Genomic DNA, 16,194 nt, shown 5'->3' with positions numbered 1-16,194 from the left:
CACTGTTTAACCATGACTAACCCGAGCGAAGGCACCACTCCCCTGGCGTTCCGTTATACCCCGGAACTCGCCAACAAGATCGAAGGTGAGTGGCAGAATTACTGGACTGACAACGGCACATTCAACGCACCCAACCCAGTGGGTGATTTAGCGCCTGCGGACGGTAAAGCACTTCCTGAGGACAAGCTCTTTGTCCAGGATATGTTCCCGTACCCATCCGGAGCTGGCCTGCACGTAGGCCACCCACTCGGTTACATCGCAACGGATGTTTTCGCCCGCTACAACCGCATGCTGGGCAAGAACGTTCTGCACACCTTGGGCTATGACGCCTTCGGACTGCCAGCAGAGCAGTACGCGATCCAAACCGGTACACACCCACGCACCACCACCATGGCCAACATTGAGAACATGAAGCGCCAGCTCGGTGCGCTGGGTCTTGGCCATGATTCCCGTCGTGCGGTGGCCACCACGGATCCTGAGTTCTACAAGTGGACTCAGTGGATCTTCCTGCAGATTTTCAATTCGTGGTTCGATGCAGAGCAGCAGAAGGCACGTCCCATCAGTGAGCTGATTCCGTTGCTGGAGTCCGGCGAGCTGAAGACTAAGGACGGGGCGGATTACAACGCGCTGGGAGACGTCGAAAAGCAAAAAGCGGTGGATGACTACCGCCTTGTTTATCGCTCGAACTCCACCGTGAACTGGTGCCCAGGCTTGGGCACCGTGTTGGCAAACGAGGAAGTGACCGCGGACGGCCGTTCCGAGCGTGGCAATTTCCCTGTTTTCCGTAAGAATTTGTCCCAGTGGATGATGCGCATTACCGCGTACTCGGATCGTCTGATCGATGATCTGGAGCTGCTCGATTGGACTGAGAAGGTCAAGTCCATGCAGCGTAACTGGATTGGCCGTTCCCGCGGCGCTGAAGTTGATTTCAGTGCAGAGGGCGAAACCGTCACCGTGTTTACCACCCGCCCAGATACTCTGTTCGGCGCGACCTACATGGTTCTTGCACCTGAGCATGAGCTGGTCGACGTGCTGCTGGAGAAGGCTGGTTCCTACGAGGGCGTTGATGCCCGTTGGACCAATGGCCAGGCGAGCCCTGCGGAAGCTGTCGCTGCATACCGCGCCTCCATCGCCGCGAAGTCCGACCTGGAGCGTCAGGAAAACAAGGAAAAGACCGGCGTCTTCCTGGGCGTTTACGCGACCAACCCAGTCAACGGCGATCAGATCACAGTGTTCATCGCTGACTACGTTCTGACCGGCTACGGCACCGGCGCCATCATGGCGGTTCCTGCTCACGACGAGCGCGACTACGAATTCGCCACCGTTTTGGGTCTGCCTATCAAGGAAGTTGTCGCAGGTGGCAACATCGAAGAGGCTGCTTTCACCGAATCTGGCGAAGCAGTCAACTCTGCGAACGACAACGGCCTGGATATCAACGGCCTTGCCAAGGATGAGGCTATTGCCAAGACCATCGAATGGTTGGAAGAAAAGGAACTTGGCCGCGGCACCATCCAGTACAAGCTGCGCGACTGGCTGTTCGCTCGCCAGCGTTACTGGGGCGAGCCTTTCCCAATCGTCTACGACGAAAACGGCCAAGCACATGCTCTGCCAGACTCCATGCTTCCAGTCGAGCTGCCAGAGGTAGAGGACTACAAGCCTGTCTCCTTCGACCCTGAAGACGCAGACTCCGAGCCTTCCCCACCACTGGCTAAGGCCCGCGAATGGGTTGAGGTGGAACTCGATCTCGGCGATGGCAAGAAGAAGTACACCCGCGACACCAACGTCATGCCACAGTGGGCAGGTTCCTCCTGGTACCAGCTGCGCTACGTCGATCCAAGCAACGATGAGCAGTTCTGCAACATCGAAAATGAACGCTACTGGACCGGCCCACGCCCAGAAACCCACGGACCAAACGATCCAGGCGGCGTAGACCTCTACGTCGGTGGCGTCGAGCACGCAGTTCTCCACCTGCTCTACGCACGTTTCTGGCACAAGGTCCTCTTCGACCTGGGCCACGTCTCCTCCAAGGAGCCATACCGTCGCCTGTACAACCAGGGCTACATCCAGGCCTTCGCCTACACCGATTCCCGTGGCGTCTACGTGCCTGCCGATGATGTCGAAGAGAAGGACGGAAAGTTCTTCTACCAGGGCGAAGAAGTCAACCAGGAATACGGAAAGATGGGCAAGTCCCTGAAGAACGCCGTTGCCCCAGACGATATCTGCAACAACTTCGGTGCTGACACCCTGCGCGTTTACGAGATGGCCATGGGACCTTTGGACACCTCCCGTCCATGGGCAACCAAGGACGTCGTCGGTGCGCAGCGCTTCCTCCAGCGTCTGTGGCGTCTCGTCGTCGATGAAAACACCGGCGAAGTGCTCACTCGCGATGAAGTCCTCACCGACGATGACAACAAGCAACTGCACCGCACCATCGCAGGCGTCCGCGACGACTACACCAACTTGCGCGTTAACACCGTGGTTGCCAAGCTCATCGAATACGTCAACTACCTGACCAAAACATACCCAGACACCATCCCAGCTGGCGCAGTCCTGCCACTGATCGTCATGGTCTCCCCTATCGCACCACACATCGCGGAGGAACTCTGGAAGAAGCTCGGCCACGACGACACCGTCACCTACGAACCATTCCCCACCTTTGAGGAAAAATGGCTCACCGACGATGAAATCGAACTGCCAGTCCAGGTCAACGGCAAGGTCCGCGGTCGCATCACCGTTGCAGCCGACGCCAGCCAGGAGCAGGTCATCGAGGCAGCGCTTGCCGACGAGAAGGTGCAGGAGCAAATCTCCGGCAAGAACCTGATCAAGCAGATCGTTGTTCCAGGACGCATGGTTAACCTTGTGGTGAAGTAATCCCCCTCGGTTTAGATTCCCCTAGAAGCCGCGCCGGCCCGCTTTGTGATTAGTGGGCAGGCGAGGTTTTCTTATGTGCTTGGTTCCTCAGTTTTTGTAGGCGTCAGGGATAACTCGATTGCCCTGTAGTCATGTGTCAGCGTTGACATGCAGTAATCGTGAGATGCATAAGACTCAACAGCTTTAGCTATCTTTTGAATTTTTTCCCAAGATCGTTTCACTGAATGCGGACGAAAGCTCCCTTCAACAAGGAAATCTGGCATGCGAGAAATAAGATCGTAGGTGTAGACGGAATTATATGCGGGGTTGAGAGCATGGAACCATCCTGTTTCAGTTGCGATTTCCATCATGAAATCAAAAGTTTCCCGCATTATCCAAGGATTAAGATCTGGACAATTATGGATCTCAAATTTGAGTTCTCGAGGTCTCAGAATGGGATCTGCATCAAGATCTCCGGTGTCACGGTCCATTAATTCTCCAAAATTCCGAAGACTTGCAGGGACATAACCATTGGCGATCATGTCCCAAGGAATGGAAAGCGTGCTTTGTCCTACTTTGAGGGTGTATCCCTCCAGCTCAAAGTCAAAGATCCCGCGTGATTCCTGGAAAATTAGCTCAGGCAAGAATGCGTATTTGTAATCTCTGTATTGATCGGCAAGAGATTCTTTTGTGCTCTCAATAATTCTCACCGCAGACTTGGTCCGCTCGGAGTCCCATGCTAATTCCAGCTCCCATTCTTCCCTGAAGTGGAATTTGAAAACTAGTACGTGCCTCAGTGCTTCTTGTAGATCCTTCACTGGGAGGTCCTGTTGCTCCATCGCAAGGTGAAGAGAACGTTTGAGCAGCATCAGAGCATCTGGAACGAGGGAAAGGGATTCAAATGAGAAACTATTTACATAAGGGACATAATCGGTGTCGGGATCAGTGGTGAACCAGGGCTCCGGATCTTCTTGAATTACGGCAGCAAGCCAGCCAAGTGTTCGGAGTGTGCGGTTCATTGTCTTTGTCCATTCTTATCAATCAGTAAAAGTATGGAAGTAGCTTCTCATGTTGATGCGACATCATTCGGGCGCGAGTCGAACAGATGTGTAAATGGAAAACGCCCCGGCCAGTATGTAACTAGCCGGGGCATCTATTTAAGTCTTTCTAAAGCTATTTCTAGAGTGGTTTCTAGAGGGTTTCGACAACTTCGTCCTGCTCAAGGCGTGGCAGGCGGTCGTACCAAGCATTGTCAGCTGGCTTACCCATGTTGATGGCAACCAGAACGCGGTGGCGGCCGTCTGGGAAGAACTCCTTGGAGATAGCGTCTGCATCCATGCCGGTCATTGGGCCAGCGGCGAGACCTGCTGCGCGGATACCGATGATGGCGTATCCGATCTGAAGGCCAGCATTGAGTTCTGCGGAGGAAGCACGTGAAGCTTCATCGGCTTCGAACATGTCGCGTGCGCCTGGGAAAGGTGGGAAGAGCTTGGGCATTTCTTCGTGGAAGTCGATGTCGGCTGCAAGAAGTGCGACCGCAGGAGCTGCAGCAACCTTGGCCTGGTTGCCTTCTGCCATCAATGGCACGAGGCGAGCTTTGGCTTCTTCGGAACGAACAATTACCACGCGCAGAGGCTGGGAGTTCATTGCGGTTGGTGCCCACTTAACTAGGTCGAAGATTGCTTCGATCTGCTCGTCAGAGATTGGTTCATCAGTGAAAGCATTTGCGGTGCGAGCCTCACGGAAAAGGAGGTTCTGTGCGTCTTCGTCAAGTGCTAGAAGGTCTTGAGTAACTGTAGTCATACCTATAGCAACTGAAAAACCTTCAAATTTGTTCCCGCATCAAGTAAGTGTGGGGCAGATCGCTCTGGGATTTAAATTTTGTATTGGAAAGCTAATAATTAAATAAGCTCTAGACCTCCCGTAATAGGGGTAATTTTGCAATTAACTGCGCTTAAAGTAAGAAACATTGCTAATCTTTATCTGGGTAATTAACAATCGATTTTAAGGATATTCTCATGCGTAAACTTCGTACTGCTTCCGTTGCACTGCTGACCGCAGGTGCACTTGCACTGACCGCTACTCCTGCAATGGCTCAGTCCACCACCGGTTCTTCTGCATCTTCTCAGGTTGGCGACGCACTCGGTGCTAGCGACTACGAGCGCGACATCTGGGGTTCCTCTAAGGACTTCGACGATGTAACCCCATTCGGTTCCGCTTGGTACGGCTACACCCTGGCCGCAACCGCAGTTGCTATCTCCGGTCTTGTGTACGCAAACCTTCCTGCAATCGAGCAGGCTGCTGCACAGGCCGGCATCAAGCTGGAGATCCCACGCTACTAATTGCCACTGCAATCTTAAATAATTCCGTATGCATTGAATGATGCACGCGGAATTTTTTATTTAAATAAGAACATTGTTGTCAAAAAGTTCTTTATTCAGAGGTCGAACTTCTCACAAAGTTGCTAGTTTGAATTACCAAGATCGGTATTTGCTGCGATCGCTATGTAATTCTCAAAGAAACTGACCTCCCGCTGAAAATGCTGACGGTAGTCCATTTTTCTGCTCGACGACTGAGAGAGTGTTCATTGTGCACCTAGCTGGACAATCCACCAGACAACGGCAAACGATATTCCTTGCCGTAATAACAAGTATTCTTCTCATAGTTTTAAGCGTGCCCTCCACCGCGAATGCGCAAACAGAATCTACATCCCGCGGAGTTCCCACGATGCTGGTGTTAGATAGCTCGGGATCGATGGTGACTCCAGATGCTGGTGGGCAAAGCAGGTCAGATGCCGCCAAAGAGGCTACGAATCAGTTTATTGATGAGCTCGCTGGAACCCTCGACTTAGGTTTGGTGACCTACGGCGGAAACACTGGTGAAACACCAGAAGATTATGAAGCCGGTTGCTAGGACATCACCGTCGTCCGCGGGCCAACTAATGGGCAGGCTGAGCAGCTTAAACAACACATCGATAGCCTCCAACCGCGGGGCTATACGCCGATTGGTGAATCCCTGCGCAAGGCTGCAGCAGAATTGCCTGAAGGCCAATCTGGCACCATCGTATTGGTCTCTGATGGCATTGCAACGTGTACGCCCCCTCCAGTGTGTGAGGTTGCTGCAGAACTAGCCGACCAGGGTGTTGATCTGGTGATTAACACTGTTGGATTCAACGTCGATGAGTCTGCTCGCGCGGAACTGGAGTGCATTGCGCAGGCTGGAAACGGTACTTATGCAGATGCGAGCGATGCGGATTCGCTTGTGGCAGAACTGAAGCGAGCTGCCACCCGCACGGCAGTGGGCTATGAATCAGACCTGGAACAAATCGATGGCAACAGCAGCCAAACAAGCCTGACCCCAATTCCAGATGATGTGGAATTGTTCAAAGCCGATCTTCCAGCACTAGATAATAAAGACGGCGAAGTAACTCAGTACTGGTCCATTCCCGTTGAAGATTATGAACGTGTGCAGGTAACCACCTCGTATGTTGCGCCAGTGACTTTTGGACTCGGGAACGACTACCTGAGCATTAGGAATGAACTGCTTTTCGGAGATGAACAAGATCAAACCTGTCATCGTTCGATCAGCAATGATCAAATTCTTGATAATTACGGTGCGCGGCCTTTGGTTGCCAGTGTGGAGTCAGATGTGATTGGAGATAAGTGCGATACCGATGAACTGGTTCTCGCAATCACCAGAAGCCAGCCTTTCAATTGGGAAGAAGAATTACCTGTTGAGATCGTGGTAAAGCGCCTTAATCACGCGGATACGTCAGGGCTTCCACTCGGTGATCAACAGCGTGAAATCCCAGATCTCGACGTGGCCGCAGTACAAACATGGGCACCCACCACTGGCGGATCTTGGTTTACCAACGCTACGGAGCTAACTCCAGGTGAAGGTGTTGAAGCAGAGATCGTACCTGGTGAAAATCACGTTTATCGCCTGCCTATGGCAACTGGTCAGCAGCTGCATGGCTTTGTGGAAGTTGTAGAAAACACGGCACCAGATGATCCTGGCGTGACGGACAAATTGGGTGTTGCAGTGTATTCGCCAACACGACAGGACGCCGGAGTTGATATGTGGACGGATATCGCTCCACGTGAGGGCACCAGTGAGTATTTTGCAGCGCCAGTTGCACTGACTTATCTGAATATGTTCCCTGCTGAAGGCGGATTTGGCACTACTTCTAAGGCCACCAGCACGTTTACGTTTGAAGGCGATTACTACCTCGTTGTGCACTATGACGATCTCAGTGGCAGTACAATCAGAGATGCCAGCAACCAGCAGTCTTTTCCCCTTCGTTATCGCTTAGCAGCGGATGCTTTTGGTGATGCAGAGCCAGGCCCAGTGTTTGAAAAGGTTTCTGCAACCACCTCAGAATCCTCTAGCCCAAGCACTCAACCAGATGAGCCAGCTCAAAATACCGCAACTGAGGAAAGCAGCACTGGAATCTCCCCGCTCATTGTTGGCGCTATCGTCGCACTCATTTTGGCGTTCGCTGCGTTTGCCAGCTGGCTAGTTTTGAAAGGCCGCAAGAAATAACCCCATAGGAATTTCCAAACCAATACATTTAAGTACGAACTCATGAATACTGGGGGCACTAGGAGTCCACCCCACCCTCAGGAGGGTTTCATGAGTTCGTCTGGAAAAGTCATTGTTGTTGGAGCCGGCATAGTGGGTCTTGCCACCGCCTGGCATTTACAGGAGCACGGGTTCGAGGTGAGCGTCCTTGATCGGGATGGTGTCGCTGCAGGTTCTTCGTGGGGTAATGCTGGTTGGTTAGCGCCGGCGAAAACTATTCCGTTGTCGGAGCCGGGGCTGTGGACGTATGGTCCGAAAGAGCTGTTCAATCCGGTGTCGCCGATGCATATGCCACTTCGTGTGGATCCCAAACTGTGGCTTTTCTTGGCGCAATTTATGGCGCAGGCTTTTCAACGCAAGTGGGATTCCACGATGGCGGACCTCACGGAGATCGATAAGGTCGCGCTCGAAGCTTTTGATGAACTGTCGATCGGTGGCGTGGAAGGCCTCACCCATGAAGGTCCATTTGTTATTGGTTTTGAGGAAGAGCGCCAATCGGCGGGTTTCCGTAAGGAAATTGATGGCGTGAGCAGGCACGGCCAGAAAGTGGAGATGTCTCGACTGGAGAATCCACAAGAGTTGGCGCCGATGCTGAATGAGCAAATTCAGGTGGCTTACCGTTTGGAAGGCCAGCGTTTCATCGAGCCGGGTCCATACGTGCAGTCATTGGCGGATGCTGTGGTGAAGCGTGGTGGCGTGATCCGCGCCGGGGCAGAAGTTGTGCATGTGGCGAAGGGTGATCGTCCCGCGGTCATTTTGGCGGATGGTAGCCGTGAAGAAGCGGACAAGGTGGTTGTGGCAACGGGTGCCTGGCTGCCGGGTCTAACGCGTGAATACGGTGTGAAAACTCTTGTTCAGGCTGGTCGTGGCTATTCCTTCTCTGTGGCAACGGATATTCCTGCCAAGCATTCTGTGTACCTTCCCCACCACCGCATGGCCTGCACGCCGTATGAGGGCCGTTTCCGCATTGCGGGCACCATGGAGTTCCGCGGTCCGGATGAGCCGTTCCAGCAGGGCCGGGTGGATGCGATTGTTTCGCAGGCGAAGAAGGTTATGAGAGGTATTGATTTCAACGATCGTCAGGATGAGTGGGTGGGTTCCCGCCCGGTCACTCCGGATGGGCGTCCGTTGATTGGGCAGACCAAGGCGGAGAACATTTACGTTGCCGGTGGTCACGGCATGTGGGGTGTGGTGCTGGGCCCTGCCACCGGTAAGTATTTGGCGGAGCTGATGGCTACGGGCAACACCAACCCGATCATCAAGCCGTTCGATCCGCTGCGTTAACTGCCCAATAATTGGTTGAAGATCTCCGAGGTGGCGGGGTGGGTGTAGATGCCGTCGCCAAGCTCGGAGGCGGTGACGCCATGCCGCATGGCAAGCGCCACGGTGTTGATGAGCTCCTGGGAGTCGGCGCAGTACAAGGTCGCGCCGAGCAGCGCATCAGATTGCTTGTCGACGAAAAACTTCACCATACCGTGAGGTTGGTTAATAATCTCTGGTCGGGGAACGATCGGCATATCTGCAATCAAGGCCTTTTTCACCACCACATTTTCCCCTTCAGTGTTGTCACCGATGGTGGATAACGGCGGTTCGATGAACGTGGTGGTGGGGATCAGTCGGTGTGCAGTGGATTTCTTACCTGTTCCGGCTAGTTGATCCAGCACAATGCGGTGGTCATCGTAGGACACGTAGGTAAACTGCGGGCCGCCATTGACATCACCTACAGCGAAGATGCCGTCGATGTTGGTCCGGAGGTGGGCGTCGACAAGCACCTCCCCACGCGTGCCTGTTTTGATGCCCGCCTGTTCAAGGCCGAGCCCGTCGGTGGCCGGGCGTCGGCCGATGGCAAGAAGTGCGGCGTCGGCGAGGAGGTCGTGGTCTTTGAGCGCGATGGTGAGGTCACCGCTGAATCCGGTGAGTTCAGCGTTGTTGAGGAAGGTGATTCCGCGGGCCTCCAGGTCGGTTTTGGCCAGCTCCGCTACTTCCCTGTCGAAATTTTTCAGCGGCAATTCACCACGGTCGATGATGGTGACTTTGGAGCCTTGTCCACTGAAAAGCGTGGCAAATTCCAAACCGATGGGGCCACCGCCGATGATCGCGAGGTGCTTCGGCAGGGGCGAAATGTGCTGAATGCCAGTGGAATCAAAAACATGCGGATTGTCGGTGCCTGGGACATTGGGGATGACCGGCGTGGAGCCCGTGTTGATCACAATCGTTGGCGCATACAGCACAAGAGTGTCACTACCTGAAGTTACTGTGATTTCGTGGCTAGCTGTAAACGTAGCTTTTCCATCAATGACGGTGACACCCTTGTCTGTGGCCATCGCAAGATTCTTGGCATTCAGCTTGCCAATCAACTGATCACGCGCCACAACCGCATCCGGGAAATCCTTGCCCGTTGCAGTCTCAAACAACAACTTCTTCGTGGGGATGCAACCTACATTGATGCAGGTACCGCCATACATCTGTGGACTCTGCTCGATCAGTGCGACCTTATCCCCCGCTGCCGAGCGTTTCATCGCGATAGTCTTGCCTGCTTTGCCGAAACCAACAACAATGAGATCAAATTCAGTACCCAATTCAGCGCCTAATTTTGTGTCCATGCGACCCAAGATACTCTCGGGCAAGCTCTTCGTTGTTCGTTAAAGATTTTGAGGAAACCTAACAGTGAACACACAGGCCATCCCCCTAGGGTTGGCCATATGTCAACCATTCACGCCTCCGGAATCCAGGCTCCACAAGTGCCACACGGTTCCCACCATGCCCCGCCACAAAAGGACGAATCAGTGAAGAAGAGCTTCAATGCCTCTTCTTTACTGTTCGCGTTTTCCTTCGGCGTGTACCTGGTGCTGCTTGTGATGATGACACTTCTTAAAAGTCGCCTTTCTTTAGGCGGACTGTGGAACACAGAAGCACACCAATACAGATCCATCGACTTAGAGCTTTTCAACGGCTTTGCTGATCCACCAATTTGGTGGGGGCCTTGGACCAACACTTTTGGCAACATCGCACTGTTCATGCCATTTGGGTTTTTCCTGTACAAAATGCTCCGTAGATTCAACCATCGATTCCCCTTCGTAGAAACCATCCTGTTTGCCAGCGTCACCAGCCTCAGTATCGAAGTTCTGCAATGGGTGTTTGCTATTGGATATTCAGATGTCGATGACCTGTTGTTTAATACGATCGGCGGACTCATTGGAGCATCCGTAGCAGCGCTTGTCTCGCTTAAATCCTCCAAGGTAGTCAGCGGAATCATCATGGGCGGTTCACTATCTGTGATGGCGATGATGATGTATTCAAGTTTTATCGCCTAGAAGGTTTCAGCAGTTCCGCTTGCGCGGGCGAAAAATCCATGTTGTCCTTATATGATCAGGACTCATGAGAGCCCCTTCCACTTCGATGATTGCCCTCGCGCTGATTGCTTACAGCGCTGTCATGGTTTCGTTGACCATGTTGAAATCATTCTTCGTCATTGGATTGTTGTGGGTACCGGAAGCCCATAGGAATCGTTCGATTTCTTTAGTGCCATTCAATGACTTCATCGAATCCAGTTCATGGTTTTCTCCGCTATTTGGTTACGGAGGAAACTTCGCTTTCTTTGTCCCCTTCGGAGTGCTGTTCTACGTCCTGTTAAAAACATCTGGGTCGTGGCATAAGAATTCAGTCATTCACACGATGCGGGTGGGCGCGCTATTTAGCCTGGCTATTGAGATATCTCAGTATGTTTTCATGCTGGGCTACAGCGACATCGATGACCTTATTTTCAATACTCTTGGTGCCGGTGCGGGAGCATTAATTGCCAAGATCTTTGGGGAGAGATTTTTTAAGGTGTGGGTTTGGCTCGCACTGATTCTGGCAGTAGTTTTTGCAGTCTTGGTGGCACTGGGGCCAAGGCTTGGCGATCCCGACAAGGTGGTTGATCTGGGAGAAGCACAGCAATTGAGCAATACTCCCATGCATGTTTTCGCGTGATCACGCTATATCCTTAAAGAATATTCTTTATTAGTCAGACCTTTAAAGGAAACCTTATGGGATCAATTCCAACAATGTCCATCCCTTTTGATGACTCACGTGGACCTTATGTCCTTGCTATGGATATTGGTTCCACTGCATCACGAGGTGGACTTTATGATGCTTCCGGCTGCCCAATCAAAGGCACCAAGCAGCGCGAATCCCATGAATTCACCACCGGTGAGGGCGTTTCCACCATTGATGCTGACCAGGTGGTTTCGGAGATCACCTCAGTTATTAATGGCATTTTGAACGCGGCTGATCATCACAACATCAAAGATCAGATCGCCGCTGTCGCGCTAGATTCTTTTGCATCCTCATTAATCTTGGTCGATGGTGAAGGCAATGCGCTCACCCCGTGCATTACCTACGCGGATTCTCGTTCTGCACAGTATGTGGAGCAGCTGCGCGCGGAAATCGATGAGGAGGCCTACCACGGCCGCACCGGCGTCTGCCTGCACACCTCCTACCACCCATCGCGCCTGCTGTGGCTGAAAACTGAGTTCGAGGAAGAGTTCAACAAAGCCAAGTATGTGATGACCATCGGTGAGTACGTCTACTTCAAACTTGCAGGCATCACCGGAATGGCTACTTCGATTGCCGCGTGGAGTGGCATTTTGGACGCCCATACCGGCGAACTTGATCTGACTATCTTGGAGCACATCGGTGTTGATCCGGCTCTGTTCGGTGAGATCAGAAACCCTGATGAACCAGCCACCGATGCCAAAGTTGTCGACAAAAAGTGGAAGCACCTGGAAGAAATCCCTTGGTTCCATGCCATTCCAGACGGCTGGCCTTCCAACATTGGCCCAGGCGCCGTGGATTCTAAAACCGTCGCAGTCGCCGCCGCTACATCCGGCGCCATGCGCGTGATCCTTCCGAGCGTTCCCGAACAGATCCCCTCTGGCCTGTGGTGTTACCGCGTTTCCCGCGACCAGTGCATCGTTGGTGGCGCACTCAACGACGTCGGACGCGCCGTCACCTGGCTGGAACGCACCATTATCAAGCCTGAAAACCTCGACGAAGTGCTGATCCGCGAACCCCTCGAAGGCACCCCAGCTGTCCTGCCGTTCTTCTCCGGGGAACGCTCCATCGGCTGGGCAGCCTCAGCGCAGGCCACGATCACCAACATTCAGGAACAAACCGGCCCTGAACACTTGTGGCGCGGCGTTTTCGAAGCCCTCGCACTCTCCTACCAGCGCGTTTGGGAACACATGGGGAAAGCCGGCGCAGCCCCTGAACGGGTCATCGCATCAGGACGAGTCTCCACCGACCACCCAGAATTCCTCGCGATGCTTTCCGACGCCCTCGACACCCCAGTCATCCCTCTGGAAATGAAGCGCGCCACCCTCCGCGGCACCGCACTTATCGTCCTTGAGCAGCTCGAACCAGGCGGCACGCGCGCGACGCCACCATTCGGCACGACGCATCAGCCGCGCTTTGCGCACCATTACTCCAAGGCAAGAGAGCTTTTCGACGCCCTCTACCTCAAGTTGGTCTAGCTTTTCGCAGTGGAACGCGCATGCGAATATCTACCACAAGACGCAGAAATTCTGTGATTCGTGGTGGATTTTTGCGAATTGGATAAAGTGCAAAAATTTGTTTGATTTAAAGGTCTGGTCTCGGGGTTGTGGTGAGTTCTTGATCAGTGAATTTGAAGGCCCACAGAATTGCTTCTGTGGGCCTCAAGTTTGCTCTTAAAATATTGGCGCCTCGACGGGGAGGGAGGCGTCGATAAGCAAATTTTTAAGCGTTTTGCGCTTCGGCGACGGCCTGGACAGCTGCCTTGACTGCTGGGGCGACGCGGGGATCCAGGGCGGTAGGCACGATGCGGCCGACCTCGAGGTCCTCAGCTGCGATGTCGGCGATTGCCTCTGCAGCGGCGAGCTTCATCTCGGGGGTGATCTTCTTAGCCTTGGCTGCGAGAGCGCCGGCGAAAATTCCTGGGAACGCGAGCACGTTGTTGATCTGGTTAGGCAGGTCAGAGCGGCCGGTCGCGACGATGGCGCCGTACTTCTGAGACAGCTCAGGATCGATCTCTGGGGTTGGGTTCGCCAGGGTGAACAGGATTGGCTCCGGGGCCATGAGTTTGAGAGCGTCCTCGCCGATGTTGCCGCCGGACACGCCAATGAACAGGTCCGCGCCGGTGAAAGCCTCATTGATGCCACCGCTGATGCCACGAGGGTTGGTCTTCTCTGCAAGAGCAGCCTTAACTGGGGAAAGATCCTCACGGCTGTCGTGGATGATGCCTCGGGAATCAAGAACCACGATGTCGGTTGCTCCAGCGTTGGTCAGCATATCTACAGCTGCAACGCCCGCTGCGCCTGCGCCGGAAATAACAATCTTGAGGTCTTCGATCTTGCGATCCAGCAGCTTCAGGGAGTTGCGCAGCGCAGCGAGGATAACCACAGCGGTGCCGTGCTGGTCATCGTGCATAACTGGAATATCGAGACGCTCGATGAGGCGGCGCTCCACCTCGAAGCAACGAGGAGCGGAGATGTCCTCCAAGTTGATAGCACCGAAAGAAGGCGCGATGGCTGCGATGGTCTCAACCAAAGCGTCAACATCGTGAACGTCCAAAACGATAGGGATAGCCTTCAGGCCAGCGAAAGAGCTAAACAGCTGAGCCTTGCCCTCCATGACGGGAAGGGAGGCCTGAGGTCCGATATCGCCAAGGCCAAGAACAGCGGTGCCGTCGGAAATAACCGCGACGGTGTTTCCAATGCCCGTGTGGGTGCGCGCAACCTCTGGATCTTCCTTGATTGCTTCACAAACCTGAGCAACACCAGGGGTGTAAGCAAGGGAAAGATCGCGCATGTCGCGGAGCGGACGAGTGGAACTAATGGAGAGCTTTCCGCCCTCGTGTGCCTCGAAGATTTCCTCATGGGTGAGGTTTTGGGTGGAACGCTGCAGGTCGATGGTCATATCATTTAGCCTTGTTAATCGGTGTTTTTGCGGGAAGCTCTGTTAAGGGTAGAACCTCATTTAGGGTTCTGGAACAAAAACACTAGCTAAATCTGTAGCTCAACAAAAATTTCGCAATGTGAACATTTGCAAAACACCCCTGACCTTTATTGCTAATTTTGTACAGGGGTGGTTTGTGATGAATTTAATTGTTTGCTAAGTGTGACTTTTGGGTGGTTTTGGGGTTGATTCAGTGGGCTGAATTTGGGCTGCTACTTCAGTAGCGGGCGGGACCACAGCGCCAAGGCCAACGTGGAAGCCAATGACAGTCCAGCCATGATCCACAAAGTGCCAGCAACCCAATCGGCATCCACAGCCATCGCGCCAAGTGCCGCGCCAGACGCGATACCCACTTGGTAAGTGACCACATAAATGGAGGATGCAGTATCTGGGTGGTCGCGACCCGCATGGAGGAAGATGGTGGTTCCCAGGGTTGGGAGAGCGCCGTATGCTCCACCAAACACGGTGACTGCAAGGAAGATAGCTACTACGGCTAGTGTGCCCTCTAATCCGAATGCGATCTGTCCGAGAATTGCAGCAATGACAAACAAAGTGGTGGTGTGAACACTTCCACGCAGCATGCGTTGATCCACAGTTCGGGTTGCCACTGTCACGCCAATGAGTCCGAGTGCACCGAAGGCGAACAAGCCAATGGACACGAAGCTGTCCCCTGCTGTTTCAGCGATGATGAGGCCAAGGTAGGTGTAGGCAGCAAAAACACCGGTGACGGCAAGGAGAAGGAAAATGACCAGGGAAATGAGACCCCATGGAAGGGATTTCTTTTCTTTGGACTCTGATTCCGTGTCTGGAAGTGGTGGCAGTGATGGAACGGTTGGAATGAGTACAGCCACGGCCGCAATGGTCAGCGCACCAAGAATCCAGGTGGCAGGACGCCATCCGATGAGTTCACCGATCCATGTTGCCAGCGGAGAACCAACGACCAGCGCCATGGTTGATCCAATCGACACAACGCCTACTGCACGACCAGTGTGACCTGGGGACATACGCGCTGCCATTGGCCCAACAAGTGCCCAAAACACCCCGTGAGTCAATGCTGCGATAGTGCGGCCGATGGCTAGCATTCCATAATTAACGGTCAGTGCCTGAACAACAATGCCCGTGGCCAAAAATGCCAGAGTAATCAGGAAAACTGTGCGCTTGTTAAATCGAGAAACCCACAACATGGCAGGGATCGTCACCACGGCAACGACAGTCGCATACACAGTCATCAACAGGCCGATGCTGGATTCTGACACTCCAAGATCGCTGGCCATCGGCTTGATGAGGCCAACTGCAAACATCTCGAACGTGACATAAACAAATGCCGCGAAACTCATGGCGGTCAAAGGGACGACAGGAAACCGTGCTTCGGGCGCGGTGGTGGTGCTCATGGCTGCGAAGCCTTTCTTGAATCGGGCTGTTTAATGGGGTCTGTCGACTTCTCGGGTGAATCTGTTCGGGAGAACTTGCTTGAGTGAACTTATGGGGAGGTCTTGCCTGATGCTTGAGATGCTTTGAGCAAAGCTCCGGGCAAGGCTCTGGGCAGTGCTTTAGGCAGTGCTTTGAGAGATGCTTTGAGCAATATTTCGGGCAAGTTCTAGATCGTTAAAGTTAGTCTCGAAAAACAGTAGCCCGCTGTGAAGAATTCAGCCAGATTAAAAAGGTGGATATCCAGCTAAGTTATCAATCTAACTCAGCTGGTAGCCAGTGTGCCTGCGCCACATTCTGCTACGAGTCTTGTTTGGGCTTGAGATCTTTGAGGAAATTCTCGATGACAGGTACTTGATT

Annotated in this window: 13 protein-coding genes; 8 read left to right on the top strand and 5 right to left on the bottom strand. The window is 53.4% G+C overall.

The features are described from left to right. The first annotated feature begins 12 nt into the window (after positions 1 to 12). A complete protein-coding gene (gene leuS, locus CGL_RS15035) occupies positions 13 to 2,871 on the top strand; it encodes a leucine--tRNA ligase (protein ID WP_011015573.1) in 2,859 nt (952 codons plus the stop codon). 71 nt (positions 2,872 to 2,942) lie between these two features. Here the strand turns inward: leuS and CGL_RS15030 are convergent, their stop codons facing one another. Both CGL_RS15030 and CGL_RS15025 read right to left on the bottom strand, forming a co-directional pair. Next, a complete protein-coding gene (locus CGL_RS15030; RefSeq protein ID WP_011015572.1) occupies positions 2,943 to 3,869 on the bottom strand; it encodes a hypothetical protein in 927 nt (308 codons plus the stop codon). 172 nt (positions 3,870 to 4,041) lie between these two features. Then, on the bottom strand, positions 4,042 to 4,653 hold the full coding sequence (locus CGL_RS15025; RefSeq protein WP_011015571.1) for a malonic semialdehyde reductase: 612 nt from the start codon (positions 4,651 to 4,653) through the stop codon (positions 4,042 to 4,044). A 215-nt stretch (positions 4,654 to 4,868) separates the two neighbouring features. Here CGL_RS15025 and CGL_RS15020 point away from each other — a divergent pair, with 215 nt between their 5' ends. The 4 genes from CGL_RS15020 to CGL_RS15005 all read left to right on the top strand — a co-directional run bounded on the left by CGL_RS15020 (position 4,869) and on the right by CGL_RS15005 (position 8,715). Then, a complete protein-coding gene (locus CGL_RS15020) occupies positions 4,869 to 5,192 on the top strand; it encodes a hypothetical protein (protein ID WP_011015570.1) in 324 nt (107 codons plus the stop codon). 331 nt (positions 5,193 to 5,523) lie between these two features. After that, a complete protein-coding gene (locus tag CGL_RS15015; RefSeq protein ID WP_231838279.1) occupies positions 5,524 to 5,763 on the top strand; it encodes a VWA domain-containing protein in 240 nt (79 codons plus the stop codon). A gap of 123 nt (positions 5,764 to 5,886) precedes the next feature. Then, on the top strand, positions 5,887 to 7,392 hold the full coding sequence (locus CGL_RS15010) for a vWA domain-containing protein (RefSeq protein ID WP_011015568.1): 1,506 nt from the start codon (positions 5,887 to 5,889) through the stop codon (positions 7,390 to 7,392). A 90-nt stretch (positions 7,393 to 7,482) separates the two neighbouring features. Beyond that, on the top strand, positions 7,483 to 8,715 hold the full coding sequence (locus CGL_RS15005) for a D-amino acid dehydrogenase (RefSeq protein ID WP_011015567.1): 1,233 nt from the start codon (positions 7,483 to 7,485) through the stop codon (positions 8,713 to 8,715). Here CGL_RS15005 and CGL_RS15000 read toward each other — a convergent pair. After that, positions 8,712 to 10,010, bottom strand: a complete 1,299-nt coding sequence (locus CGL_RS15000; protein WP_041625711.1) for an FAD-dependent oxidoreductase — start codon at positions 10,008 to 10,010, stop codon at positions 8,712 to 8,714. The two genes, CGL_RS15005 and CGL_RS15000, sit on opposite strands and share 4 nt — an antisense overlap. 123 nt (positions 10,011 to 10,133) lie before the next feature. On the opposite strand from CGL_RS15000, the gene CGL_RS14995 reads away from it, so the two are divergent. The 3 genes from CGL_RS14995 to CGL_RS14985 all read left to right on the top strand — a co-directional run bounded on the left by CGL_RS14995 (position 10,134) and on the right by CGL_RS14985 (position 12,944). After that, positions 10,134 to 10,745 carry a VanZ family protein gene (locus CGL_RS14995; RefSeq protein WP_011015565.1) on the top strand — a complete coding sequence of 204 codons (612 nt, stop codon included), beginning with the start codon at positions 10,134 to 10,136 and terminating at the stop codon, positions 10,743 to 10,745. Between the two features lie 64 nt (positions 10,746 to 10,809). Then, on the top strand, positions 10,810 to 11,403 hold the full coding sequence (locus CGL_RS14990) for a VanZ family protein (RefSeq protein ID WP_011015564.1): 594 nt from the start codon (positions 10,810 to 10,812) through the stop codon (positions 11,401 to 11,403). Positions 11,404 to 11,459: 56 nt separating this feature from the next. Continuing rightward, positions 11,460 to 12,944, top strand: a complete 1,485-nt coding sequence (locus CGL_RS14985) for a gluconokinase (RefSeq protein WP_011015563.1) — start codon at positions 11,460 to 11,462, stop codon at positions 12,942 to 12,944. A gap of 244 nt (positions 12,945 to 13,188) precedes the next feature. Here CGL_RS14985 and CGL_RS14980 read toward each other — a convergent pair whose 3' ends face one another. Next, the gene (locus tag CGL_RS14980; RefSeq protein WP_011015562.1) at positions 13,189 to 14,367 is read right to left on the bottom strand and encodes an NAD(P)-dependent malic enzyme; all 1,179 of its coding nucleotides are present in this window, start codon (positions 14,365 to 14,367) and stop codon (positions 13,189 to 13,191) included. A 251-nt stretch (positions 14,368 to 14,618) separates the two neighbouring features. Beyond that, positions 14,619 to 15,797: an MFS transporter gene (locus CGL_RS14975; RefSeq protein ID WP_011015561.1), complete on the bottom strand. Its 1,179-nt coding sequence runs from the start codon at positions 15,795 to 15,797 to the stop codon at positions 14,619 to 14,621. Positions 15,798 to 16,194 lie beyond the last annotated feature (397 nt).

The sequence above is a fragment of the Corynebacterium glutamicum ATCC 13032 genome (genome assembly GCF_000011325.1).
In the GTDB taxonomy this organism is placed as follows: Bacteria; Actinomycetota; Actinomycetes; order Mycobacteriales; family Mycobacteriaceae; genus Corynebacterium; species Corynebacterium glutamicum.
This window is presented reverse-complemented; position numbering and strand designations above follow the sequence as displayed.